The 24,326-nt window shown below is 66.8% G+C and carries 19 protein-coding genes and 2 pseudogenes; 20 read left to right on the top strand and 1 reads right to left on the bottom strand.

The window, feature by feature from the left end:
- Positions 1-207: 207 nt before the first annotated feature.
- The 6 genes from alr to AC1DP9_RS26475 all read left to right on the top strand — a co-directional run bounded on the left by alr (position 208) and on the right by AC1DP9_RS26475 (position 7,334).
- Positions 208-1,317 (top strand): alanine racemase, encoded by a 1,110-nt coding sequence (alr, locus tag AC1DP9_RS26500; RefSeq protein ID WP_477108937.1) that lies wholly within the window; start codon positions 208-210, stop codon positions 1,315-1,317.
- A gap of 46 nt (positions 1,318-1,363) precedes the next feature.
- Positions 1,364-2,731, top strand: a complete 1,368-nt coding sequence (gene radA / locus AC1DP9_RS26495; protein ID WP_477108936.1) for a DNA repair protein RadA — start codon at positions 1,364-1,366, stop codon at positions 2,729-2,731.
- A gap of 25 nt (positions 2,732-2,756) precedes the next feature.
- Positions 2,757-3,536, top strand: coding sequence for a GntR family transcriptional regulator (locus AC1DP9_RS26490; protein WP_477108935.1), 780 nt, complete (start codon positions 2,757-2,759; stop codon positions 3,534-3,536).
- A gap of 215 nt (positions 3,537-3,751) precedes the next feature.
- Positions 3,752-5,320 (top strand): gamma-glutamyltransferase family protein, encoded by a 1,569-nt coding sequence (locus AC1DP9_RS26485; RefSeq protein ID WP_477108957.1) that lies wholly within the window; start codon positions 3,752-3,754, stop codon positions 5,318-5,320.
- Positions 5,321-5,423: 103 nt separating this feature from the next.
- Positions 5,424-6,719, top strand: coding sequence for an oxalate/formate MFS antiporter (oxlT, locus tag AC1DP9_RS26480; protein WP_477108934.1), 1,296 nt, complete (start codon positions 5,424-5,426; stop codon positions 6,717-6,719).
- A 129-nt stretch (positions 6,720-6,848) separates the two neighbouring features.
- Positions 6,849-7,334, top strand: a complete 486-nt coding sequence (locus tag AC1DP9_RS26475) for a disulfide bond formation protein B (RefSeq protein ID WP_477108933.1) — start codon at positions 6,849-6,851, stop codon at positions 7,332-7,334.
- A 54-nt stretch (positions 7,335-7,388) separates the two neighbouring features.
- Here AC1DP9_RS26475 and AC1DP9_RS26470 read toward each other — a convergent pair whose 3' ends face one another.
- Positions 7,389-9,323: an ATP-binding cassette domain-containing protein gene (locus AC1DP9_RS26470; RefSeq protein WP_477108932.1), complete on the bottom strand. Its 1,935-nt coding sequence runs from the start codon at positions 9,321-9,323 to the stop codon at positions 7,389-7,391.
- A gap of 279 nt (positions 9,324-9,602) precedes the next feature.
- On the opposite strand from AC1DP9_RS26470, the gene AC1DP9_RS26465 reads away from it, so the two are divergent.
- The 14 genes and pseudogenes from AC1DP9_RS26465 to AC1DP9_RS26400 form a co-directional block, all read left to right on the top strand.
- The gene (locus tag AC1DP9_RS26465; RefSeq protein WP_441593600.1) at positions 9,603-10,517 is read left to right on the top strand and encodes a MurR/RpiR family transcriptional regulator; all 915 of its coding nucleotides are present in this window, start codon (positions 9,603-9,605) and stop codon (positions 10,515-10,517) included.
- 8 nt (positions 10,518-10,525) lie between these two features.
- Positions 10,526-11,500, top strand: coding sequence for an isoaspartyl peptidase/L-asparaginase family protein (locus AC1DP9_RS26460; protein ID WP_092289336.1), 975 nt, complete (start codon positions 10,526-10,528; stop codon positions 11,498-11,500).
- Positions 11,501-11,589: 89 nt separating this feature from the next.
- Entirely contained in the window at positions 11,590-13,482 is a 1,893-nt protein-coding gene (locus tag AC1DP9_RS26455) for a dipeptide ABC transporter ATP-binding protein (RefSeq protein ID WP_441645280.1), read from the top strand.
- Between the two features lie 66 nt (positions 13,483-13,548).
- On the top strand, positions 13,549-15,105 hold the full coding sequence (gene gsiB / locus AC1DP9_RS26450; RefSeq protein ID WP_092289332.1) for a glutathione ABC transporter substrate-binding protein GsiB: 1,557 nt from the start codon (positions 13,549-13,551) through the stop codon (positions 15,103-15,105).
- A 193-nt stretch (positions 15,106-15,298) separates the two neighbouring features.
- On the top strand, positions 15,299-16,219 hold the full coding sequence (gsiC, locus tag AC1DP9_RS26445) for a glutathione ABC transporter permease GsiC (protein ID WP_092289330.1): 921 nt from the start codon (positions 15,299-15,301) through the stop codon (positions 16,217-16,219).
- 9 nt (positions 16,220-16,228) lie between these two features.
- Positions 16,229-17,134: a glutathione ABC transporter permease GsiD gene (gsiD, locus tag AC1DP9_RS26440; protein WP_092289329.1), complete on the top strand. Its 906-nt coding sequence runs from the start codon at positions 16,229-16,231 to the stop codon at positions 17,132-17,134.
- 7 nt (positions 17,135-17,141) lie between these two features.
- Positions 17,142-18,170, top strand: a complete 1,029-nt coding sequence (locus AC1DP9_RS26435) for a DmpA family aminopeptidase (RefSeq protein ID WP_477108931.1) — start codon at positions 17,142-17,144, stop codon at positions 18,168-18,170.
- 1 nt (position 18,171) lies between these two features.
- Positions 18,172-18,999, top strand: a complete 828-nt coding sequence (locus tag AC1DP9_RS26430; RefSeq protein WP_477108930.1) for a M55 family metallopeptidase — start codon at positions 18,172-18,174, stop codon at positions 18,997-18,999.
- 70 nt (positions 19,000-19,069) lie between these two features.
- The gene (locus AC1DP9_RS26425; RefSeq protein ID WP_477108929.1) at positions 19,070-19,816 is read left to right on the top strand and encodes a hypothetical protein; all 747 of its coding nucleotides are present in this window, start codon (positions 19,070-19,072) and stop codon (positions 19,814-19,816) included.
- Positions 19,817-20,235: 419 nt separating this feature from the next.
- Positions 20,236-21,996, top strand: coding sequence for a filamentous hemagglutinin N-terminal domain-containing protein (locus AC1DP9_RS26420; RefSeq protein WP_477108928.1), 1,761 nt, complete (start codon positions 20,236-20,238; stop codon positions 21,994-21,996).
- A gap of 59 nt (positions 21,997-22,055) precedes the next feature.
- Complete coding sequence (locus AC1DP9_RS26415) at positions 22,056-22,880, top strand: hypothetical protein (protein ID WP_477108927.1); 825 nt, start codon at positions 22,056-22,058, stop codon at positions 22,878-22,880.
- Between the two features lie 3 nt (positions 22,881-22,883).
- Positions 22,884-23,087 carry a hypothetical protein gene (locus tag AC1DP9_RS26410; RefSeq protein WP_144203472.1) on the top strand — a complete coding sequence of 68 codons (204 nt, stop codon included), beginning with the start codon at positions 22,884-22,886 and terminating at the stop codon, positions 23,085-23,087.
- Positions 23,088-23,314: 227 nt separating this feature from the next.
- A pseudogene (locus AC1DP9_RS26405) lies at positions 23,315-23,776 on the top strand (DUF2846 domain-containing protein).
- Between the two features lie 62 nt (positions 23,777-23,838).
- Positions 23,839-24,326, top strand: a pseudogene (locus AC1DP9_RS26400) (hemagglutinin); the annotation flags it as partial.

Genomic DNA, 24,326 nt, shown 5'->3' with positions numbered 1-24,326 from the left:
GGTGGGCGCCGGTTGTGTTCAAATATCGCCTGCGCGATGTTGCCCCGCATGTGCCGGCCGCTCCGTATTCCAGCGCACTTTCGCGTCATGCGCGTGGCGGTGCCGGCACAGTGTATGCAACATCAACGCCCGATTGCAGCGGGTTGCCGTCCGGGTCTTCCCTGATCCGGTGCATGCCGGGACGCAACCTGCACCCTTAGCCAGACCATGCCAAGACCCATACACGCAGTCATCCACCAGCCCGCGCTGGCCAACAACCTGGACGTGGTGCGCCGCTACGCGCCCCAATCCCACATCTGGGCGGTGGTCAAGGCCAACGCCTACGGCCACGGTATCCGGCGCGCCTTCGCGGGCATGCGCGGCACCGACGGCTTCGGCCTCCTCGACCTCAACGAGGCCGTGCTGCTCCGCGAACTCGGGTGGCAGGGGCCGATCCTCTTGCTAGAGGGATTCTTCCAACCGCAGGATGTTCCCCTGTTGGAACAATATCGCCTCACCACGGCCATTCATTGCGAGGAACAACTGCGCATGCTCGAGGTGGCCCGGCCCCGGGGGCCGCTGGCGATCCAGCTCAAGCTCAACACCGGCATGAACCGGCTCGGCTTCCGGCCGGAGGCCTATCGGACCGCCTGGGAACGTGCGCGCGGACTCTCCTGTGTGGGCAGTATCGTGCACATGACGCATTTCTCGGATGCCGACAGCGCGCGGGGCATCGCGCACCAGATCGAGGCCTTCGACACCACCACGGCCAATTTGCCGGGCGAAGCCAGCCTGTCCAACTCGGCCGCCGTGCTCTGGCACCCGCAGGCGCACCGCGCCTGGGTGCGGCCGGGGGTGATCCTGTACGGCGCGTCGCCCACGGGCGCGGCGGCGGATATCGCTGATACCGGCCTGCAGCCGGCCATGTCGCTGCACAGCGAACTGATCGCCGTCCAGGACCTGCAGCCGGGCGATACGGTCGGCTATGGCTCGATGTTCACGGCCGACCGCGCGATGCGCATCGGCATCGTGGCCTGCGGCTATGCCGATGGCTACCCGCGCCACGCGGCCGGCTGGGGCGACCGCCCCGCGCCGGTGCTGGTCGATGGCACGCGCACCACGCTGGTCGGCCGGGTCTCGATGGACATGGTCTGCGTGGATCTCACGCCCTGCCCGAAGGCCCGTGTCGGCACATCGGTCACGCTCTGGGGCCAGGGCCTGCCGATCGACGAGGTGGCGGCGGCCAGCGGCACCGTCGGCTATGAGCTGAWGTGCGCGCTGGCGATGCGCGTACCCTGCACGGTGGCCACGCTGACTACGGCCGACGCCCCGGCCTGACCCGCGCCTGACCGCCGCTGACCCTCTCCCAGAACAAGGACGCCGTTTGGCCAAGACCAAGACTGTCTATTCCTGCACCGAGTGCGGCGGCACCACGCCGCGCTGGGCCGGCCAGTGCCCGCAGTGCAACGCCTGGAACACGCTCGTGGAATCCGTGGCGGATTCCGGGTCCAGCGCCGCCCGGCGCTTCCAGCCGCTGGCCAACTCGGCCGTGGTGCGCAAGCTGTCCGAGATCGACGCGGCTGACGTGCCGCGCTTCTCCACCGGCATCGATGAGTTCGACCGCGTGCTCGGCGGCGGGCTGGTCTCGGGCGGCGTGGTGCTGATTGGCGGGGACCCCGGTATCGGCAAATCCACGCTGCTGCTCCAGACGCTGGCCAACCTGGCCGGCCAGCGGCGCGTGCTCTATGTGAGCGGCGAGGAATCCGGCGCCCAGATCGCCCTGCGTGCCCAACGGCTGGGCGTGGATGCTCCCGCACTGGGCCTGCTGCCCGAGATCCAGCTCGAGAAAATCCAGGCCACGCTGGAGGCCGATCAGCCCGAAGTGGCCGTGATCGACTCGATCCAGACCCTGTATTCGGAGGCGCTGACCTCGGCGCCCGGCTCGGTGGCGCAGGTGCGCGAGTGCGCGGCGCAACTGACGCGCATCGCCAAAAGCACCGGCATCACCATCATCCTGGTCGGCCATGTGACCAAGGAGGGCAGCCTGGCCGGGCCGCGCGTGCTGGAGCACATCGTCGATACAGTGCTGTACTTCGAAGGGGACACCCATTCGTCGCACCGGCTGATCCGCGCCTTCAAGAACCGCTTCGGTGCGGTCAATGAACTGGGTGTTTTTGCGATGACCGAGCGCGGCCTGCGCGGCATCAGCAATCCGTCGGCCCTGTTCCTCTCGCAGCACGAGGAATCGGTGGCGGGCTCGTGCGTGCTGGTCACGCAGGAGGGCACCCGGCCGCTGCTGGTAGAGGTGCAGGCGCTGGTCGATACCGCCAACGTGCCCAATCCGCGCCGGCTGGCGGTGGGGCTGGAGCAGAACCGGCTGGCGATGCTGCTGGCCGTGCTGCACCGGCACGCGGGCATTGCCTGCTTCGATCAGGACGTGTTCCTGAACGCCGTGGGCGGGGTCAAGATCACCGAGCCGGCCGCCGATCTGGCGGTGCTGCTGTCGATCCATTCGTCGATGCGCAACAAGCCGCTGCCGCGCGGGCTGGTCGTGTTCGGCGAAGTGGGGCTGGCTGGCGAGATCCGCCCGAGCCCGCGCGGGCAGGAGCGGCTCAAGGAAGCCGCCAAGCTCGGCTTCACGATGGCGGTGATCCCGAAGGCCAACGCGCCGAAGCAGAAGATCGAGGGTATCGAGGTGATTCCCGTGGATCGCCTCGAACAAGCCATCGACCGCGTGCGGCACCTGGACTGACGGGCCAAGGCCGGGGGGAACGAGCATGGCAGACGCAACGGACACCCTCGATGGCAGCGCCAGCCTGGCCAAGGCCAAGCGCTCCCAGGCCGCCTATCAGGCGCTGCGCGACGACATCTTCGCCTTCCGCCTCCTGCCCGGCGATCGGTTCACCGAGAACGACGTGGCGGAGCGGCTGGGCATTTCCCGCACGCCAGTGCGCGAGGCGCTGCACCGCCTGCAGGGCGATGGGCTGGTGCGCGGCTACTACCGCAACGGCTGGGAAGTGGTGCCGCTGGATCTGGCCCGCTTCGAGGCGCTCTACGAGTTGCGCACCCTGCTGGAGACCCACGCGATAACGCGGCTGTGCCGGCCCGAGGCCCCGCATCAGGCGGCCCTCGCGGCGCTGGTGCGGCAGCTTGGCGCGATCTGGCGCGTGCCCGTCGCCCGGCGGCTGGCCGATGGCAACGCCGTGGCGCAGTTGGACGAGGCCTTCCACCTCGCCATCGTCGACGCGGCCGGCAATCCCGAGTCGGCGGCGGTCCACCAGCAGGTGACGGACCGCATCCGCATCATCCGCCGGCTCGACTTCGCCTTCGGCACGCGGATTTCGCTGACGTACGACGAACATTCGGCCATTCTCGACGCCCTGGAAGCTGCCGATGGCGCCCGCGCCGTGGCGCTGCTCTCTACCCATATCGAAGATGGCCGTGCCGAGGTCAGCCGGCTGACCACCGAACGGCTTGAACAAGCCCGCACCAGCCTTGTGCGCCCCGCGCCGGCCCAGACCCCGAACGCACCCGTCCGGCGCAGGCGCTTCGGCTGACTCCCGCCTTTCCCATTCCGCTTTCCACGTGAGCATCCACCCGCCAGCCCCGTGCTGACGCGGGCTTGAGACGTTTCTTATTAGGCGAGCGTGCCCGGACGCACGTGGTGGCACGCCTATTGCGATCCTTCTGCACAGGAAATTTATGTATACATAAATCGCAGGAGTCGCGGAGCGTGGCATTTCATCTCAATCCGATCCGGGGTAGCCGGGGCATGGCCGTGGCGCCGCACGCGCTGGCGTCGCAGAGCGCGCTGGCCGTGCTGCGCGAGGGCGGCAACGCCGTCGAGGCGATGGTCGCCGCCGCCGCCACCATCGCCGTGGTCTATCCCCATATGAATAGCATCGGCGGCGACAGCTTCTGGCTGATCTCCCGCCCCGGCGAGGCGCCGCGCGCCCTGGACGCCTGCGGCGCAGCGGCCGGCGATGCCACCATCGCGCGCTATCGGGAGGCCGGCTTCCAGGCCATTCCCACGCGCGGCGGCATGGCGGCGAACACCGTCGCCGGCACGGTGTCCGGCTGGCAGGCGGCGCTGGCGTGGTCGCACGACGCGCTGGGCGGGCGCCTGCCGCTCTCGCGGCTGCTGGCCGATGCCATCGACTATGCCCGCGTGGGCGTGCCGGTCACGCAGAGCCAGTCGGCCTGCGTGGCCGCCAAGGCCGCAGAACTGGCCGATGTGCCGGGCTTCGCTGAGACATTTCTGATCGACGGACGCGCTCCGGCGGCGGGCACGCGCTTCCGCCATCCGCGTCTGGGCGCCACGCTGGAGCAACTGGCGCAGGCCGGGCTCGATGACTTCTATCAGGGCGATCTGGCACAGATGCTGGCCCGGGAACTCGGCAACGCGGGCAGTCCGCTGACGCTGGCCGACCTGCGCGCGCACCGCGCCACTTGGAAAGCGCCCCTGGCGCTGGCCCATTCACGCGGCACGGTCTACAACATGCCGCCGCCCACGCAGGGGCTGGTGTCGCTGCTGATCCTCGGTCAGCTGGACCGCCTGCTGGCGCCTGGCATGGACCCGCTCGGCCCGGACTTCGTCCATGCCTGCGTGGAGGCCACCAAGCAGGCGTTCCACGTGCGCGACCGGCATATCACCGATCCCGCCTATATGGAGATCGATCCACAGGACCTGCTGGCGCCGCCGTGGCTCGATGCCGCCGCCGCGCGCATCCGCCCGGACGCGGTGCTGCCGTGGGGGCAGGGCATGGGGCCGGCGGACACGGTCTGGATGGGCGTGATCGATGGTAGCGGCGTGGCGGTGAGCTTTATCCAGAGCATTTATCACGAGTTCGGCAGCGGCATCGTGCTACCGGGCACCGGCGTGAACTGGCAGAACCGGGGCTGCAGCTTTTCGCTCGATCCGACCGCGCGCAACCCGCTGATGCCGGGGCGCAAGCCATTCCACACGCTGAATCCGGCCATGGCGCGCCTGAACGACGGCCGCACGCTGGTCTACGGAAACATGGGCGGCGACGGCCAGCCGCAGTCGCAGAGCGCGGTGTTCTCGCGGATCGTCCATTTCGGCATGAACCCGCAGGCCGCCATCGACGCGCCGCGCTGGCTGCTCGGCCGCACCTGGGGCCAGACCAGCGACACCCTCAAGCTCGAATCGCGCTTTCCCGACGCCACGCAGCAGGCGCTGCTCCGCCTGGGCCATGACGTGGAGGTGCTGGGGCCGTACGACGAAACCATGGGCCACGCCGGCGCCATCGTGCTGCAGGCCGATGGCCTCTACCAGGGCGGCAGCGATCCGCGCAGCGATGGCGGCGTGGCGGCCTGGTAGGGCGGGGGTCGCAATTTACTGAGTTCCAACCTGCGCGAGCCCGCCATGACGAATGCGTGGCCGCGTGTCTTCCTCGAAGTTCCTGTCTCAAGGAGTGGTGCAAATGCGTACCGTTGCTGATAACGCGGCCCTCGGCGTGCCGCAGGCCATGCCGCTGGCGCGCACGCGCTGGCTGCAACTGTTGCTGGGTCTCGTCTGCATGATGGCGATTTCCAGTCCGCAGTATGTCTGGACCCTGTTTACCAAGCCGCTGGCGGCCAAGCTGGGGGTGCCGCTCTCGGAGTTGCAGGTCACCTTCTCGCTGCTGATCGTGCTGCAGACGTTCTTTTCGCCGTTCCAGGGCGCGCTGATCGAGCGCTTCGGGCCGCGCCGGCTGATCGCGGCCGGCACGGTGATGGCCGGGATGTCGTGGGTGCTGGCCGCCTCGGCCCAGAGCGTGGGCATGCTGTACCTGACCTATGGCGTGGTCGGCGGCCTGGGCACGGGCATCGTCTATATCGGCGTGGTGGGGCAGATGGTGCGCTGGTTCCCGGACCGGCGCGGGTTTGCCGTCGGCATGGTCGCGGCCGGCTACGGCATGGGCGCCATCGTCACCACCTTCCCGATTGCGTCGGCGCTGGCCGGCAAGGGGCTGGAGACCACGCTGTGGCAGTTCGGCCTGATTTTTGCGGTGATCGGCTTCCTGGCTTCGCAGGGGCTGCGCGCCCCGGCGCCGGGCGAGCGGCTGCCGGTGCGCGCGTCGTACACGCCCTCCAACGTGGTGGACGTGCCTACCCGTCAGATGCTCAAGATGCCGCTGTTCTGGCTGCTGTTCCTGATGATGACGATGATGTCCACGTCAGGGCTGATGGTCACCTCGCAGATGGCCGCCTTCGCCAAGGACTTCGGGGTGTCCAACGCGGTGGTCTTCGGCATGGCCGCGCTGCCGCTGGCGCTGACCATCGACCGGCTCACCAACGGGCTGACGCGACCGATGTTCGGCTGGATTTCCGACCGCTGGGGTCGTGAAAATACGATGTGCTTCGCCTTCGCGCTGGAGGCCGTGGCGATGACGCTGTGGCTGCTCACGCGCGAGAACGCGGTGCTGTTCGTGCTGCTCTCGGGCGTGGTGTTCCTGGGCTGGGGCGAGATCTTCTCGCTGTTCCCGTCCACGCTGACCGATACCTTCGGCACCAAATTCGCCACCACCAACTACGGCTGGCTCTATATCTCGCAGGGGATCGGCTCGATTTTCGGCGGCCCGCTGGCGGCGCTGATGCATGAGCGCATGGGGAGCTGGATGCCGGTGTTCGGCGTGGCCATCACGCTGGACATCGTCACGGCGGCGCTGGCCATCGCGGTGCTCAAGCCGTGGCGCCGGCGCTATCTGGCGGGCACTTCGGCAGCCGCGGCAGCCTGACCGCGGGCGCTGCGTCAATCCGCCGCGGCGGATTGACAGCGCAATGGCGGGATATCAAGGGGCCGCTGGCAACGGCGGACGGAAAATGGGTAATAATTCGGCTCGACGCCTCTTCCGTCCCGGACCCCCATGCAAGCCAATTCCCGTGCCTACTTCCTGCTGATCGCCGTGCTCTCGTTCGCGATGCTCGGCGCCGCGCTCTACTTCCAGTTCGTGGAGGGCTACCAGCCGTGTCCGCTCTGCATCATGCAGCGCTTCGCCTTCGTCGGCATCGGCCTGTTCTCCCTGCTGGCCGCGCTGGCGCAGAACACGCGCACGCTGTGGCAGGGGCTGGGCATGCTCTCGGGCGTGGCCGGGATCGCGGTGGCGGGGTATCACGTCTCCCTGCTGCTGAACCCGAAGTCCTCGTGCGGCATCGATCCGTTGGAAAACTGGGTCAACCAACTGCCCACCGCGCGCCTGCTGCCCCAGGTCTTCTTCTCGGACGGCCTGTGCACCGCGCCGCTGCCCCCCCTGTTCGGCATCTCGATCCCCGGCTGGTCACTGATCTGGCTGGTGATCCTGACGCTGACGCTCGCGGTGGGGCTGATCCGGCGGGAGAAGAATTACCGGTGAGACGCCGGTGGGATCAAATAAAAACGCCACCCGAGGGTGGCGTTTTCACATGTCTTACGCGATCTGTTCGATCTGTTCCTGCAGTTCCAGCCAGCGCTCCTCGAGTCGGTCGAGTTCGCCGGTGACTTCGCCCTGGCGCTTCAGCATTTCCATCAGCCTGGCCTTGTTGGTTTCGGCGTAGCTGGTCTCGTCGGCCATGAAGGCGTCGATGGCGGTCTTGTCGGTCTGGAGCGCGGCCATGCGCTTTTCGACTTTTTCCAGTTCCTTGGTCAGCGGCTTGCGCAGGACGGAGAGACGCTGGCGCTCGTCGGCGTCGGCGCGGCGCTGGTCCTTGCGGTTGACGTTGGCGCCGGCGTCCGCCGCGGCTTCGGAGGCGTGCACGGCCGTGGCGGCGTTGCGCTTGGCGGCGGCTTGCTGGAGCAGCCAGTCACGGTAGTCGTCCAGGTCGCCATCGAATGGACGGATGGTGCCGTCCGCCACCAGCATGAACTGGTCCGAGGTGGCGCGCAGCAGGTGCCGGTCGTGGGAGACCAGGATCAGGGTGCCTTCGAACTGGGCCAGCGCCATGGTCAGGGCCTCGCGGGTGTCGAGGTCCAGGTGGTTGGTCGGCTCGTCCAGCAGCAGGAAGTTGGGCTTCTGCCAGACGATCAGCGACAGCGCCAGCCGGGCCTTTTCGCCACCCGAGAACGGTTCGATCGGCGCGGTCGCCATGTCGCCCCGGAAGTTGAAGCTGCCCAGGAAGTCGCGCAGCTCCTGCTCGCGCACGTCCGGCGCCAGCCGCGCCAGATGCTGGAGCGGGGAATCGTGGTCGCGCAGGGTTTCGAGCTGATGCTGGGCGAAATAGCCGATCACCAGCCCCTTGCCCAGCCGCAGCGTGCCGTTCATCGGCGCCTGCGTGCCGGCCAGCGTCTTGACCAGCGTGGACTTGCCTTGACCGTTGGCGCCAAGCAGGCCGATGCGCTGGCCGTTCTGGATCGACATCGCCAGGTTGTGCAGGATGGTCACGGGCGGCTCGGCCTCGGCGTACCCGCAATCCACCCCCTCGAGCACCATCATCGGGTTCGGCGCCGAATCGGGCTCGCGGAACTCGAAGGCAAAGCCGGCCGCCACGTGCACCGGCGCCAGCCGCTCCATCTTCTCGAGCGCCTTGACGCGGCTCTGCGCCTGGCGCGCTTTGGTCGCCTTAGCCTTGAAGCGGTTGATGAACGATTCCAGATGCGCGATTTCTTTCTGCTGGCGCGCGTAGGCTGACGACTGCAGCGCCATCTGCTGGAGCCGCAGGGTCTCGAACTGGGTGTAATTGCCGCCGTAACGGCGCAACTGCTGGTTCTCGATATGGACCGTGACGTTGCAGATCGCGTCGAGGAACTCGCGATCGTGGGAAATCATCACCAGCGTGCCCGGGTAGCGCGCCAGCCAGTCTTCCAGCCAGACGATGGCGTCCAGATCCAGGTGGTTGGTCGGTTCGTCGAGCAGCAGCAGGTCGGACGGGCACATCAGCGCCTGGGCCAGGTTCAGGCGCATGCGCCAGCCGCCCGAGAACGACGCCACGGGCTGCGTCACCTGCGGCAACGTGAAGCCCAGGCCCAGCAGCAGCGCTTCGGCGCGGGCCGGCGCGGTGTAGCCGTCGGCATCGGCGAAGGCGGCGTGGGCCTCGCCCTCGGCGCTGCCGTCGCCGCTGGCCTGGGCGGCGGCGATGCGCGCTTCGATCTCGCGCAACCGGGTGTCGCCATCGATCACATAGTCCACCGCGGAGCGGTCAACCGCCGGGGTTTCCTGCGCCACGTGCGCGATACGCCACTGCGCGGGCACGAAGACATCGCCGCCATCCGGGTGCAGCTCGCCCCGCAGCATGCCGAACAGTGTGGACTTGCCGCTGCCGTTGGCGCCGACAAGGCCGACGCGCTCGGCCGGGTTGAGCGTCACGCTGGTGTGGTCGAACAGCACCTTGGTGCCGCGCTGGAGGACTAGCTGGTCGATTCGGATCACGAGGACTGGGAGATAAGGCGAAGAACACGCCCGGAGGCGGGCAGGCCGGCATTGTAGCGCGCCCGGTGGCCGGTCTTGCAGGCGCCAGCCGGCCCCGGGCCCCATGTCCGCATCCATGTATTCAGGGATTTCCCCTAATTCGTCACTTCCAGGTTCTCCTGGTACGGGGTTTGCGTGTAAATTTATTTACATAGACCGCCGCACCGGGAAAGTGCCTTTTCATCAAAGGACTTTCCGGGATGGTGCGCGCGGCGCCCTGAACCGGTTCTTTCCCCAGACATGCCCGAAGGCCAGTCGATTTCCGAACGCATCGCCCGCAGCCTGCCGACGCTGACGCCCGCGCACCAGCGCATGGCGCAGTACGTGCTGGACAACCTGTTCCGCGCGGCGACCATGCGCATCGACGAATTCGCGACGGCCGTGGATGTGTCCGTGGCCACGGCCAACCGCTTTGCCCGGGCGCTCGGCTTCGAAGGCTATCCGCAGTTCCGCGCCGAACTCGTGCGCGGCTTCGAGGCCACGCTGGCGCCGGTGGAGCGCCTGCGCGACGAACTGGCCCGCCCGACGACGGTGGCCGAGGTCTTCGCCGCCGCGCTGGACGACGGCGCGCGCAACCTCGAAGCCACGCGCCGCGCGCTCGATGCCGAGGCCTGCGAGCGGGCCGTCGATGCCATCCTCGCCGCCGAGCGCGTCTATGTGATGGGCTTCGGGGCGAGCGGCTTCCTGGCCGGCCTGCTCCAGCACGGGCTGGAGATGCACTGCCGCATGGTGACGTCGGTGTCGACCGTGGGCGGCGCGTCGCACGCGGCGCGGCAACTGTTCAAGCTCCAGCCGCAAGACCTGGTCATCGCCATCGCCTTTCCCCGATATGTGACGGACAGCATGGTGCTGGCCAAGCGCGTGAAGGCCCATCGCGGCAGGCTGCTGGCGCTGACGGATGGCCCGACCTCGCCGCTGGCACCGCTGGCCGATATCGCGCTGTATGCCAACGCCGGCAATCGTCTTTCCGCGAATTCCGATGCCACGGTGCTCGCGCTGATCGAAGCGCTGTGCGGTGCCGTGGCCTATCGCTCGGCGCGCTCCGTCAAGGCGGCGGCCGAGATGACCGAATTCCTGCTCCCCTGGCTCTACGACGCACCCGGTGCGGGCCAGCGCGAGCGGGGCACCTCGAAATCTTCCGAATCTACTGAGTGAAAGCTGTCATGACCCAGGCTGTCATTGCCATCCACGGCGGCGCCGGCACGATTACCCGTGCCGCCATGGATGCCAACCGTGAACGCGAATACATCGCTGCGCTGGAGCAGGTGCTGCTGGCCGGCCAACGCGTGCTGGCCGAGGGCGGCAGCGCGCTCGACGCCGTGACCGAAGCGGTGCGCCTGCTTGAGGACTGCCCGCTGTTCAACGCCGGCAAGGGCGCCGTGCTGACCCACGCCGGGACGTTCGAGCTGGACGCCGCCGTGATGGACGGCGCCACGCGCAACGCTGGCGCCGTGGCCTGCGTGACGCGCGTGCGCAACCCGGTGCTGGCCGCGCGGGCCGTGCTGGAGCACAGCGAGCACGTGCTGTTCGCCGCCGACGGCGCCGAGGCGTTTGCCGAGGCGCAGGGGCTCGAACTCGTCTCCCCCGACTATTACTTCACGCAGGCCCGCCACGACCAGTGGCAGCGCGCGCAGGCGAGCACCGGCATGGCCTTGCTCGACCACGACGCGGCGGCGCTGGCAGCGAAGGCGGCGCAAGCTGGCACCGATCCGATCGATCCGGACAAGAAGTTCGGCACGGTGGGCGCGGTGGCTTGCGACGCCCAGGGCAACCTGGCTGCCGCCACCTCTACCGGCGGTGTGACCAACAAGCAGGTGGGCCGCGTGGGCGATACGCCCGTGTTCGGCGCCGGCTGCTATGCCGATGACGTGGCGGCCGTGTCCGCCACCGGCACCGGCGAGATGTTCATCCGCACCGTGGCCGCGCACGATGTGTCCGCGCAGATGCGCTACGCCGGGCTGTCGCTGGAAGAATCGGCGCGCCGCGTGGTGATGGAGAAGCTGGTCGCCATTCAGGGCCGGGGCGGCCTGATTGCCGTGGATCGGCAGGGCAACGTCACGCTGCCGTTCAACACCGAGGGCATGTACCGCGGCGTGGCGCGCGTGGGCGAGCCTGTCAGCGTGCTGATCTACGGTTGATCGTCGTCAGCCCGCAGCCCCGCAAATTCGAAGTCTTTCGTAGCAAATCGCAGTAGAACGCAGCAATCGCAGCACATCGGACAAGTCGCATGGCCAACACCTCTACGCATCGAAACCTCGTACTTCCCCCTGAACGCGTCGTCGCGGTGGACAACCTGTCCGTCCGCTTCGCCACCTCGGAGCGGACCGTCGAGGCCGTGCGCAACCTCTCTTTCCACGTCGATCGCGGCGAGACGCTGGCCGTGGTGGGCGAGTCCGGCTCGGGCAAGTCGGTCACGTCGCTGGCGCTGATGCGGCTGGTGGAGCATGGCGGCGGCAAGATCGCCAACGGCAGCATGCTGCTGCGCCGGCGCGGCGGCGAGGTGCTGGACCTGGCTCGCGCGCCCGACGCCGCCCTGCGTTCCGTGCGCGGCTCGGACGTGGCGATGATCTTCCAGGAGCCGATGACCTCGCTGAACCCGGTATTCCCGGTGGGCGAGCAGATCGCCGAATCGATCCGGCTGCATCAGGGCAAGAACAAGGCTGCCGCGCGCGCCGAGGCGCTGCGCATGCTCGAACTCGTACGCATTCCCGAGGCGCGCCGCGTGCTGGACCGCTATCCGCACCAGCTCTCCGGCGGCATGCGCCAGCGCGTGATGATTGCCATGGCGCTGTCGTGCAAGCCGGCGCTGCTGATTGCCGATGAGCCGACCACGGCGCTGGACGTGACCATCCAGGCCGAAATCCTGCAACTGATCCGCAACCTCCAGTCCGAGATGGACATGGGCGTGGTCTTCATCACCCACGACATGGGCGTGGTGGCCGAAGTGGCCGACCGCGTGCTGGTGATGTATCGGGGCGAGAAGGTCGAGGAGGGCACCTCCGACGAGGTCTTCCACGCGCCGGCCCACCCGTACACGCGCGCGCTGCTCTCCGCCGTGCCGAAGCTCGGGGCGATGTCCGGCAAGGATCTGCCGGCCAAGTTCCCGCTGGTGCAGGTGAACGACGTGGCCGCGCCCGAGGCCGAAGTGCCGCAGGACACCGTCCACGCCGGCGCCGAGCCGATCCTGCGCGTGCGCGATCTGGTCACCCGCTTCGACGTCCCGGGCGGCCTGTTCGGCCGGGTCACGCGCCGTGTGCATGCGGTGGAGCAGGTCAGCTTCGACCTGTACCCGGGCGAGACGCTGGCGCTGGTGGGCGAATCGGGCTGCGGCAAGTCCACCACGGGCCGCTCGCTGCTGCGTCTGGTGGATGCCCAGAGCGGCACGATCGAGTTCGCCGGCCAGAACATCAGCCAGATGCAGGGCCCGGCGCTGCAGGCGCTGCGCCGCAATATCCAGTTCATCTTCCAGGACCCGTTCGCCTCGCTCGATCCGCGCGTGCCGGTGGGTTACTCGATCATGGAGCCGCTGCTGGTGCACAAGGTGGCCAGCGGCCGCGAAGCCGAAGCCCGCGTGGCGTGGCTGCTCGAAAAGGTGGGCCTGACGCCCGCCCACGCCTCGCGCTATCCGCACGAGTTCTCGGGCGGCCAACGCCAGCGCATCTGTATTGCACGGGCGCTGGCGCTGAACCCCAAGGTGGTGGTGGCCGACGAATCGGTGTCCGCCCTCGATGTGTCGATTCAGGCACAAATCGTGAACCTGATGCTCGACCTCCAGCGCGAGCTGGGCGTCGCCTTCCTGTTCATCTCCCACGATATGGCCGTGGTGGAGCGCGTGAGCCATCGCGTGGCCGTGATGTATCTGGGCCAGATCGTCGAGATCGGCCCGCGCCGCGCGATTTTCGAGAATCCGCAGCACCCGTATACGAAGAAGCTGATGTCGGCGGTGCCGATTGCCGATCCGGCGCGCCGCCATGTGAAGCGCGAGCCGCTTTCTGATGAAATCCCCAGCCCGATCCGTGCAGTGGGCGACGAGCCGGTGGTGCAGCCACTGGTGGCGGTGGCCGGCAGCGGCGCGCACGGGCACTTCGTGGCCCGGCACCCGGTTGGCGGCGCGTATTGAGCCTTTATCAAGTCTTGAGTCTAGTCATCACGCAGTACTGATTTTTTCCAACAGGAGAAGAGAAATATGTCTACCCGTATGGTTTCGCCGCGCCTGATCGCCGGCGCCGTGGCGATGAGCGCGATTGGCATGCTGGGCGCCAGCCCGGCGTTCGCGGCCAAGGACGCCGTGATGGCCGTGTACTCGACGTTCACCACGCTCGATCCGTACGATGCCAACGACACGCTGTCGCAGGCAGCCGTGAAGTCGTTCTACCAGGGCCTGTTCGGCTTCGACAAGGACCTGAAGCTGGTCAACGTGCTGGCTGACAGCTACGACGTGACCAAGGACGGCCTGGTCTACACGATCAAGCTCAAGAAGGGCATCAAGTTCCACGACGGCACCACCTTCGACGCCACCGCCGTCAAGGCCAACCTGGACCGCGTGACCGATCCGGCCAACAAGCTCAAGCGCTACACGCTGTTCAACCGCGTGGCCAAGACCGAGGTGGTGGACCCGGCCACGGTCAAGATCACGCTGAAGGAGCAGTTCTCGCCCTTCATCAACGTGCTGGCCCACCCGTCGGCCGTGATGATCAGCCCGACCGCGCTGAAGAAGTACGGCAAGGAAATCGCCTTCCACCCGGTGGGCACCGGCCCGTTCGAGTTCGTCGAATGGAAGCAGACCGATTACCTGAAGGGCAAGAAGTTTGCCGGCTACTGGAAGACGGGCTATCCGAAGATCGACACCATCACCTGGAAGCCGGTGGTGGACAACAACACCCGCTCGGCCGTGATGCAGACGGGCGAGGCGGACTTCGCGTTCAGCATTCCGTTCGAGCAGGCCGCCGTGCTGAAGGCCAGCCCGAAGGTGGACCTGATCGACGGTCCGTCGATCATCCAGCGCTATGTGTCGTTCAACACCCAGGTCAAGCCGTTCAATGACCCGAAGGTGCGCCAGGCCATCAACTACGCCATCAACAAGGAAGCGCTGGCCAAGGTGGCCTTCGCCGGCTACGCCGTGCCGGCCCAGGGCGTGGTGCCGCCGGGCGTGGACTTCGCCGAGAAGCTGGGCCCGTGGCCGTATGACCCGGCCAAGGCGCGTGAGCTGCTGAAGGAAGCCGGCTACCCGAACGGCTTCGAGACCACGCTGTGGTCGGCCTACAACCATACCACGGCGCAGAAGGTGATCCAGTTCGTGCAGCAGCAGCTGCAACAGGTGGGCATCAAGGCGCAGGTGCAGGCCCTGGAAGCCGGCCAGCGCGTGGAGCGCGTGGAGTCGGTGCAGAAGCCTGAGGACGCCGGCGTGCGCCTGTACTACGTGGGCTGGTCGTCGTCGACGGGCGAGTCGGACTGGGCGCTGCGCCCGCTGCTGGCCTCGGAATCGATGCCGCCGAAGCTGCTGAACACGGCGTACTACAAGAACGACCAGGTCGATGCGGACATCGCCGGCGCGCTGCGCACGACGGACCGCGCCGAGAAGGCCAGGCTGTACAAGGACGCCCAGGAACGGATCTGGAAGGATGCCCCGTGGGCGTTCCTGATCACGGAGAAGGTGCTGTTCGCGCGTTCCAAGCGCCTGAGCGGCGCCTACGTGATGCCTGACGGCTCGTTCAACTTCGACGAGATCGACATCAAGCAGTAAGCGTTTTGCGCCCCTCTCCCGCTTGCGGGGGAGGGGCGCAAATATAAAGACGGCGCCACCAAGCGCCGCCGAAGTGGTAGCTGTAGTCGCGGTAAGTCGTCCTTACAGTCGTACGCAGTAAGCCGTGTTGGCCGCCCGCCCGAGATGCGGGGGCATGGGCGGGTGGCCCGCGGTCTCAATTCCTGGTAGCCAGATGCTGAATTACTTCCTCAAACGATTCCTGGGCGTGATCCCGACACTGCTGCTCGTGGCAGTGCTGGTGTTCCTGTTCGTCCACATGCTGCCCGGTGACCCGGCGCGGCTGGCCGCCGGCCCTGAAGCCGACATGGCCACCGTCGAACTGGTGCGCAAGGACCTGGGGCTGGATCGCCCGATGCCCGAGCAGTTCGTGCGCTTCTTCACCAACGCGCTGCAGGGGGAATTCGGCACCTCGCTGCGCACCAAGCGCCCGGTCTCCGAGGAGATTGGCGAGCGCTTCCTGCCCACGCTGTACCTGACGCTCTCGTCGATGGTCTGGGCAGTCATCTTCGGCATGGCCATCGGCATTGGCTCGGCCGTGTGGCGCAACAAATGGCCGGACCGGCTCGGCATGACGCTGGCGGTGTCGGGCATCTCGTTCCCGGCCTTCGCGCTCGGCATGCTGCTGATGGAGGTCTTCTCGGTGCAACTGGGCTGGCTGCCGTCGATTGGCGCCGATAGCTGGAAGCACTACATCCTGCCCTCGCTGACGCTGGGCGCCGCCGTGGCCGCCGTGATGGCGCGCTTCACGCGGGCCTCGTTCATCGAGGTGCTGCAGGAAGATTTCGTGCGTACCGCCCGGGCCAAGGGCGTGCGCGAGACCGTGGTGGTCATCAAGCACACGCTGCGCAACGCGATGATCCCGGTCGTGACGATGATGGGCCTGCAGTTCGGCTTCCTGCTGGGCGGCTCCATCCTGGTCGAGAAGGTGTTCAACTGGCCCGGCCTGGGCCGCCTGCTGGTGGACGCCGTGGAAATGCGCGACTACCCGGTCATCCAGGCCGAGGTGCTGCTGTTCTCGCTCGAATTCATCCTGATCAACCTGGTGGTGGACATGCTCTACACCGTGATCAATCCCACCATCCGCTACAAGTAAGAGGCCGGCATGACTGAGCTTTCCACGCCCGCCGCGGCAGCATCCCCCAGTACCGCCCCGGAGGCCGTCCGCACGCCCTGGACCGAGTTCTGGCGCAAGTTCCGCAAGCAGCACCTGGCCCTGGTGGCCGGCGCCTTCGTGCTGATGCTGGTGGTGATTGCGGTGCTGGCGCCGTACATCGTCCCCTACGACCCCGAGAACTTCTTCGACTACGACGCGCTGAACGCCGGCCCGTCCGCCGCCCACTGGATGGGGGTGGACTCGCTCGGCCGGGACATCTTCAGCCGTATCCTGGCCGGCACGCGCATCTCGCTGGCGGCCGGCTTCTTCTCGGTCATCATCGGCGCCATCATCGGCACCGTGCTGGGCCTGATGGCGGGCTACTACGAGGGCTGGTGGGACCGCATCGTGACCCGGCTGTCGGACGTGCTGTTCGCGTTCCCCGGCATCCTGCTTGCGATCGGCATCGTGGCCATCCTCGGCAATGGCATGACCAACGTGATCTTCGCCGTGGCCGTGTTCAGCGTGCCGGCGTTCGCGCGGCTGGTGCGCGGCAACACGCTGATGCTCAAGGGGCTGACCTATGTGGAGGCGGCCAGGAGTATCGGGGCGTCCGACTGGACCATCCTGATGCGGCACATCCTGCCGGGTACGGTGTCGTCCATCGTGGTGTATTTCTCGATGCGGATCGGTACGTCGATCATCACGGCCGCCGGGCTGTCGTTCCTGGGCCTCGGCGCCCAGCCGCCCACCCCGGAATGGGGCGCGATGCTCAACGAGGCGCGCGCCGACATGGTCACCGCGCCGCACGTGGCCATCTTCCCGAGCCTGGCCATCTTCCTGACCGTGCTGGCGTTCAACCTGCTCGGCGACGGGCTGCGCGACGCCCTCGATCCAAAGATCGACCGCCGGTGATGCCCGCATGACCGCCAACGCGCCCCCCGTGGTCGGCAACCTGCCGGCCGGCTCCCGCAACGCGATCACCGATGTGCCGGGCGTGAGCGTCGGCCATCGCACGCTGGCGGACGGCGCCTGCCAGACCGGCGTGACCGTGATCCGCCCGCACGCCGGCAACGTCTACACCCACAAGGTGCCGGCGGCGGCTGTGGTGCTCAATGGCTTCGGCAAGAGCATCGGGCTGGTGCAGGTGGAGGAACTGGGCGTGCTGGAGACGCCCATCGCGCTGACCAACACGTTCAGCGTGGGGACCGTGGCGCAGGCGCAGATCCGCGCGGCGATTGCGGAGAACCCCGAGATCGGGCGCGGCTGGCCCACGGTCAATCCGCTGGTTTTCGAATGCAATGACGGCTACCTGAACGATATCCAGGCGATGGCGGTGCAGGAAGCCGACTACGCCGGGGCGCTGGCGACTGCCGGGGCCGAGGTGGCGCAGGGCGCCGTGGGCGCCGGGCGTGGGATGTCGTCGTTCGGGGTGAAGGGTGGCATCGGCACGGCGTCACGTCTGGCGGGTGGGTATACCGTCGGCGCGATGGTGCTGTCGAACTTCGGCACGGCCGAGTCGCTGATCTATGCGGGCCAGGCCGTGGGTTCCAGGCTGGCCGAGCGTCTGGCTGCCAAGACCGAGACGGAGAAGGGCTCGATCATCATGGTCGTGGCCACCGATGCGCCGCTCGACGCCCGGCAGCTTCGGCGCCTGGCGCTGCGCGCCGGCACCGGCCTCGCGCGTACCGGGTCGATCTTCGGCCATGGCTCCGGCGACATCGCGCTGGCCTTTTCCACGGCCTACACCGTGCCCCATCTGGCCGATGTGCCGATGCCTGCCGTGCCGATGGTCCACGAATCGCGGCTCGACCCGCTGTTCCGGGCCGCCGCCGACAGTGTGGAGCAGGCCATCGTCCACGCCCTCTGGCATGCCGAGCCAGTGACCGGCCGGGACGGCCACCACCGCGCGGCGCTGCGCGAGTTGCTGCCGGATCTCTCCGAGACCTGATATGAAGATTCTGATTTCCGCCGATATCGAAGGCGTGGCGGGCGTATTCCACACCGAGCAGACGCGCGCCGGCAATGGCGAGTACGAGCGCGCCCGCGCCTGGATGACGGCCGAGGCGAACGCGGCGGTGCAGGGCGCCTTCGCGGGCGGCGCCACCGAGGTGCTGGTCAACGACTCGCACGGCGGCTTCCGCAACCTGCTGCCGGACCAGATCGACCCGCGCGCGCAACTGGTGCTCGGCAAGCCGCGCTACCTGAGCATGATGGCCGGCGTGGAGCACGACTGCGACGGCGTGTTCATGATCGGCTATCACAGCCGCGCACAGGGCCGGGGCGTGCTGGCGCACACCATCAACAGCAGCGCCTTCGCACGGGTCTGGTTCAACGGGCTGGAGCTGGGCGAGGCGGGCATCTATGCCGCACTGGCCGGCGAGTTCGACGTGCCCGTGCTGCTGGCCAGCGGCGACGACGTGTTCATCGCCGAAACCCAGCCGCTGATGCCCTGGGTGCGCTACGTGCAGACCAAGACGGCGGGCGGGCAGGGCAGCGGCACCACGCTGTCACCGACGGCTGCGCGCGATGCCATCGCCCACGCGGCGGAGGCCGTGACGCGCAATGCCATCGCCCATCCCGAGGCCCGCTGCCTGGAACTGGCCGGCCCGGTCAACTGCCGGCTGCAGAGCATGTCCTCCGCCTACGCCGACCTGTTCTGCCAGTGGCCGACCTTCGAGCGCGTGGACGGCGTGACGCTGGCCTTCACGGCGCCCACCGTGCAGGCCGCCGTGCGCATGCTGAACTGCTGCTCGGCCATGGCCTTCATGCTGAAGTAACGATAAATGGTGGCGGCGGGGCGCGCGGTGCGACAATAGCGCCCGTTCCCCGGATTTACCCCTCGTCACCATGAAGCAGGCCCCGCCCGGCGGCTGGATACCCGTTCGCAAGGATTTCGTCGATCCCGCCAACACCCGCTGCCACGCGCGCGGCGCCAAGGGCGGCCGCCACCACGGCTTTCCCGAGGGCCACGCCTATATCCTGCGCGGGCCGGATGGCCACGAATACCCCTTCGGCGCCGACTGTGCCCGCGCCGCGCTGCCCGAGCCAGCCTGGCTTGAACAGGTGCCCGACTACACCGAGCGCGACGCCGTGCCGCGCCTCCCCGATTTCACCGACATCCCGCCCCCGCGCCGCAGCCGCAAGGCCACCGCCGCCGAGCAGGAACTCGCCCGCCGCAACGCCGCCACGCGCTACGTGGTGCTACGCATGGAGAAGGTGGCCGCCGTGCCACGCGTGCAGCCCACGGTGCGCTTCCCGGCGCTGGAAGACCTCTACCAGCAGATCGCCCAGGGCGGCGCGCTCTCCAACGCCCAGGTGACCCGCGTGCTGGCCATCGAACGCAGCGCCGCCACGCCAGCCAAGCTCCGCATGCTGAACCTGCTCGACGTCTACACGGCCCACGTGAAGCTGGAACGCCTGATCGCCGCCTCGAACAACCTCGACAACATCCGCTTCCTGCGCAGCCTCCACGACTGGCTGGCGCGCCACCTCGTGCTATCCACGGCGCAGCTGGACGCCGCCGGCATCGTCATGCATCCCCACGCGTTCCGGTCGGCCTGGCCGAGTGGGGGTGGGGAGGGGGAGTTGTTCTAGGGGGGGCAGGCGCGGCTCTGCAAATCCCACGATTGAGGGGGTACCTCCCTCGTCGGTGGGGGAGGGGCGGCGTGGGCGCTCGGACGTCTTTCGACAAGGTGCAATCCCCCGCATCGACAGATAACGGCACGCCGCACATCATCCTTAACCTCATGTCGTGATGTAACTGGCGTCAGGCGTGAGATGTGGGGTGTTCACGCATTGCTGTGCGCGGTGCGGCTTGAATTTAATCCTGCTTACTTCTCCCTTAAAAATTACGAAATCGCCTCAAATTGCAACGTTGCACTCCGCCCAACGACGCGGGTGCTTTTAGCCGATCGGCTATTTGAGGCAGATCCCGCCTTTGTTATCTTCCGGCCCCGATAGCCGCTGCGTTCGTCACATGCGCAGCACAGGATAAGAAAGAAGGGAGTAGGTCGTTGTATCGAGTACGGGGGAATTTTGCCTGGCTGCCGCGTGGGGTGGCCGGATGGGTCACGGGTCTGAGCCAGTTCGCACTGGCCGCGCACTGCCTTGCCGCCGGCGTTGTGCCGGACGGCGGCACTGCCACCACGGCCGTCACGGGCGCCAATGGCCGCATCACGGTCGGCGTGGCCGGCGCCGTGGGCGGCGTTTCCACCAATACCTACCGCGAATTCAACGTGCCGCGTGCCGGGGTCGATCTCGACAACGCGGCGGCGCGCGCACGCACCATCCTCAACCAGGTCACCGGCACCAATCCGTCCCTGCTCGAGGGCCAGCTCAGCGTGCTGGGCCCCCGCGCGAACGTCGTGATCGCCAATCCCAACGGCATCAGCGTCAACGGCATGGTGGTGCGGAACATGGGCAACCTGGCGCTGACCACGGGGCAGGTCACGTTCAACGATTTCACGGTCAACGGACAGTTGCAGCGCAACCTCGTGCTGAATACGCGTCAGGGCGCCATCGACATTGGCCCCGGCGGGCTGTCCGGCACGCTGCTGAACCTGGAGCTGATCGCCAAGCAATTGCGCATCGCCGGCAAGGTCGAGAACCTGTATGCGGATGCCAACGCGCGCGTCCGCGCGGTGGTGGGGGACAGCCATGCCGAGATCGACGCCAGCGTTTCCCCAACCGACAACCTGTCCCCCTGGATTGCCTACAGCGCACCGTCCGCCACGCCGGCCAATGGCATCGCGCTCGACATCACGGCTGCCGGCAGCCTGATGGCGGGCCGGATCGAACTGATGGTGACGGACCAGGGCGCCGGCGTGCGGCATGCTGGCGCGGCCTATGCGACCGCCGGCGATTTCGTTGTGTCGGGGAGCGGCGACCTGCGGCTCGCATCGGGCCGTATCGAGGCCAATCGCGACGTGGTGGTAGCCAGCGGTGGCTTGCGGGGCACGGGAACGGTGGAGGCGGGGCGGCATGTGTCGGTGGCTTCAGACCGGGTGGAGTTGGCCAATGCCGCGATCCGGGCCGGCTCCAAGGGAGCCGGGGACATCGTGATCGGCGCCAGCGGCCAGGTCCATACCGAACCGGTACGGCTGGCCGATACGACGCTCGATGCCAGCGGCGGCATCGGCCTTTTTGACGCGGGCACGGCCATGCAATTGACCGGCACGCGCGCCTCGGCAGGCGGGCACCTGATCGTCGGCGCCCATGACGTGGCACTCGATGGAACGGTGCTGACGTCCGTGGGCGGCGCCGCCAACATCGACGCCGCCGGGCGTTTTGCCCTGCGTGACAGCGACATCCTGGCCGCCACCGACATCAGGCTGCACGCCGGATCGATCGGACTCGAGTCGGCAGCACGCCAGTCCACCGTCGTCGCCCGCAGCGGTGGCGTGCTCGTGCAGGCCGATGGCGACATGGTCAACCTGGGCGCGCTGGTGCAGGGCCAGACGCGCATTCAGGATACGGCGGCGTCCCTCGGCGCGGTCACGGTGCAAACCGGAGGCTCGCTCCGCAACGAATCGACGCCCGATTCCCTCGCCATCCTCTTCGGCGTCAACGACGACGTCGTGGTGCGCGCCGGCGGCGACGTCATCAACCGCCATGCGCGGATGCTGTCCAACGCCCGGCTCGAAGTGACCGCCGCCGGCGACCTCGTCAACGCCATCACCAAGTCCAATGGCGCCAACGCCGAACAGCCCGTTATCGGCGCCTCCTCACCAATGTGCTGGGACATGCACTGGTGGGCTGCGCGGCACAGAGCCTGAGCGGTGGGGACTGTGCTGGTGGCGCGATTGGCGGGGCGGCGAGTGCTATTGCGGCGCCGTTGATTCGCGATGAAGTATATGCCGGCAGCGATGCCGTCAGATACAGCGATGATGCCGTTCGGCAGGCACTTACAGTTGGTCTTGCGACGTTGATTGGTGGTGCAGCCGGCGCGCTACTGGGTGCTGACGTGACCTCAGCCGGCTTGGCGGCGCAGAACGAGGCGATCAACAACGCCACCGCCATGATGGTGCCGAGACCTGCGCCAACTGGGCCGGGCGGAACGTACACCCCGAACAACGGCCCGCAGAAGTCCGACCCGTTGGCGAATCCGCTGGAAGCGGAGAATGATGGTGGGCCCATTGGGACGCCAAACAATGGGCCGCAGGGCGGGACGCTGACGGGGACGCCCGCAAGCGGTCCACAAGGGCTGACAATTTTGGCAAATCCGGGGTGTGGCTCGGCTGCAGGCTTGGGTTGTGTCGGACTTTCGGTTATTGCTTCCGTCAAGGACGGTGTTGACAAGCTTTCCAACGCGCTCGGCATGAGTACACCCGCCGGTGCCGACAGCGCCGCGAATACGGCCAATAGCGAGAGGCTGGCGAATCAGCTGACCGCTGAGCAAATAGCAAATGGTCACGCGTTTGACAAGCATGTGCTAATTCAGAATGAGTTCGGAGGTTCTATTACATCGAAACAGCAGTTTGCTGAAAAAATTGAGACTATACTCAACAACCCATCGGCGACCAAGCAATTGAGTAATGAGCGCGCAGCATACTGGGATGACGCGACCGGCGTGGTGATAATTGTTAATCCGAAGGCTTCGGATCGTGGAACTGCATTTAAGCCGACGAATGGTAAGATTTATTTCGATAATCTAAGGTGAGACATGAAAATCAATGAAGTCGAGGGTAAGATTGCTCAAATCGAGCTTGATTGTGAGGAGTTGCTTACGCTCAACGCAGCACTCAACGAGATTTGTAACGGAATAGATGTCCATGAATTCGAAACTAGAATAGGAACCTCTCGTGCGGTTGCGGAGAAATTGATGGCAGAGATTCAAATGGTGCTAGACCAGATTCCGAAAAGCTAACTCCAAAATCCAACCGCAAGGCAACTCGCAATAACTGCGAGGACATCGTTCCGAAGTGTTGATAAGAACGCCATCACAGGCCCCGGGATAGGATGGTCGCCCGCATCTATGAAAGAAAATCGGTGGTTTTTTGCATCAACGAGCCGGTCATCGAACTATTTTTTGTATTCACAAATAGTTTTCAAGAGCCAGTGCATGTGCATTAACGGGACGCCCCGAAATTTTTAATGAAACGAGTCGTTCGCCTCGCGCTGGCCGGTATGGCCCTGTCGTTCCTGATGGCCGGTTGCGCTTCGGGCGTGAAGCATTCGGAAATGGCGTCTTCCATCCCGTCGCTAAAAAATTGGGCGAGGGGCGTGTTTTTTTCCTGCGCTCGGCGTCGATGTTCGGTGCTGCCATCCAGCCCGATATTCGCCTGAATAACGAAGTGGTGTGAGAATCGAAGCCCCGGCGGCTTCTTCTTTGTGGATCGTCCGGCTGGGAAGTACGTCGCCGCGGCTGCCACCGAGACGGAGAAGACCCTCAGCTTTGTGCTCGATTCCGGGGAAACCAAGTACGTGCGCAGCTCGCCGTCGATGGGCTTGATGGTGGGTCGCGTGGTACTGGAACTGAAGACGCCGGAAAAAGCAAAGGAAGATCTCGCGTCGCTGAGCTATACGGGCGACCAGGTCAAGACGGCTGCGAAGTAATAGGAAGTGTTGGGAGGGAGGCTCCGGCACCCTCCAAGCTGAGGCGTTGCGCCCTTAGCTGATTGGCTTATCAGGTCTACCTGCCGGACGGCTACGTCCAGGCGCTGGCGACGCCCAACGGCGGCACGATCAGCGGGCAGAACGTCAGCCTGGACATCGACGGGCAACTGCGCAACAGCGGCCAGATCACGGCTGGGGATCTGCTGCAGGTGAAGGCGGGCAGCCTTGACCTGAGCCCGAACGTGGTGGACATCGGTACGAATGCGTACAAGGCGCAGGGCGGCTGGAATGTGGTGACGGGCACGGTGGTGCAGCCGGGCGGGTTCCTGTCGGCGATGCGCATGGACATCGACGCCGGCACGATCCACGCGGTGAACGACGCGTTCCGGATCACCCGAGCCGACGGCACGGTGGACGAGGAAGCCAGCGCGGCGCTGGTGGAGCAATTGAAGGAGAGCCTCGGGCTGAACTACACCGAGGACACGCTCCAGGACGACATCCACACCCGGTTTATCAAGGAAAAGAAGGGCTTCGGCATCATCGGCCAGAT

Source organism: Cupriavidus sp. 01L43, assembly GCF_056399925.1.
This window is presented reverse-complemented; position numbering and strand designations above follow the sequence as displayed.

Coding starts and splice junctions, on each gene's coding strand:
- oxlT (WP_477108934.1), top strand. CDS start 5,424: ATGCGTACCGTTGCTGATAACGCGGCCCTCGGCGTGCCGCAGGCCATG.
- AC1DP9_RS26410 (WP_144203472.1), top strand. CDS start 22,884: ATGAAAATCAATGAAGTCGAGGGTAAGATTGCTCAAATCGAGCTTGAT.
- AC1DP9_RS26490 (WP_477108935.1), top strand. CDS start 2,757: ATGGCAGACGCAACGGACACCCTCGATGGCAGCGCCAGCCTGGCCAAG.
- AC1DP9_RS26475 (WP_477108933.1), top strand. CDS start 6,849: ATGCAAGCCAATTCCCGTGCCTACTTCCTGCTGATCGCCGTGCTCTCG.
- AC1DP9_RS26430 (WP_477108930.1), top strand. CDS start 18,172: ATGAAGATTCTGATTTCCGCCGATATCGAAGGCGTGGCGGGCGTATTC.
- AC1DP9_RS26460 (WP_092289336.1), top strand. CDS start 10,526: ATGACCCAGGCTGTCATTGCCATCCACGGCGGCGCCGGCACGATTACC.
- gsiC (WP_092289330.1), top strand. CDS start 15,299: ATGCTGAATTACTTCCTCAAACGATTCCTGGGCGTGATCCCGACACTG.
- AC1DP9_RS26485 (WP_477108957.1), top strand. CDS start 3,752: ATGGCCGTGGCGCCGCACGCGCTGGCGTCGCAGAGCGCGCTGGCCGTG.
- AC1DP9_RS26425 (WP_477108929.1), top strand. CDS start 19,070: ATGAAGCAGGCCCCGCCCGGCGGCTGGATACCCGTTCGCAAGGATTTC.
- gsiD (WP_092289329.1), top strand. CDS start 16,229: ATGACTGAGCTTTCCACGCCCGCCGCGGCAGCATCCCCCAGTACCGCC.
- AC1DP9_RS26465 (WP_441593600.1), top strand. CDS start 9,603: ATGCCCGAAGGCCAGTCGATTTCCGAACGCATCGCCCGCAGCCTGCCG.
- AC1DP9_RS26455 (WP_441645280.1), top strand. CDS start 11,590: ATGGCCAACACCTCTACGCATCGAAACCTCGTACTTCCCCCTGAACGC.
- AC1DP9_RS26435 (WP_477108931.1), top strand. CDS start 17,142: ATGACCGCCAACGCGCCCCCCGTGGTCGGCAACCTGCCGGCCGGCTCC.
- gsiB (WP_092289332.1), top strand. CDS start 13,549: ATGTCTACCCGTATGGTTTCGCCGCGCCTGATCGCCGGCGCCGTGGCG.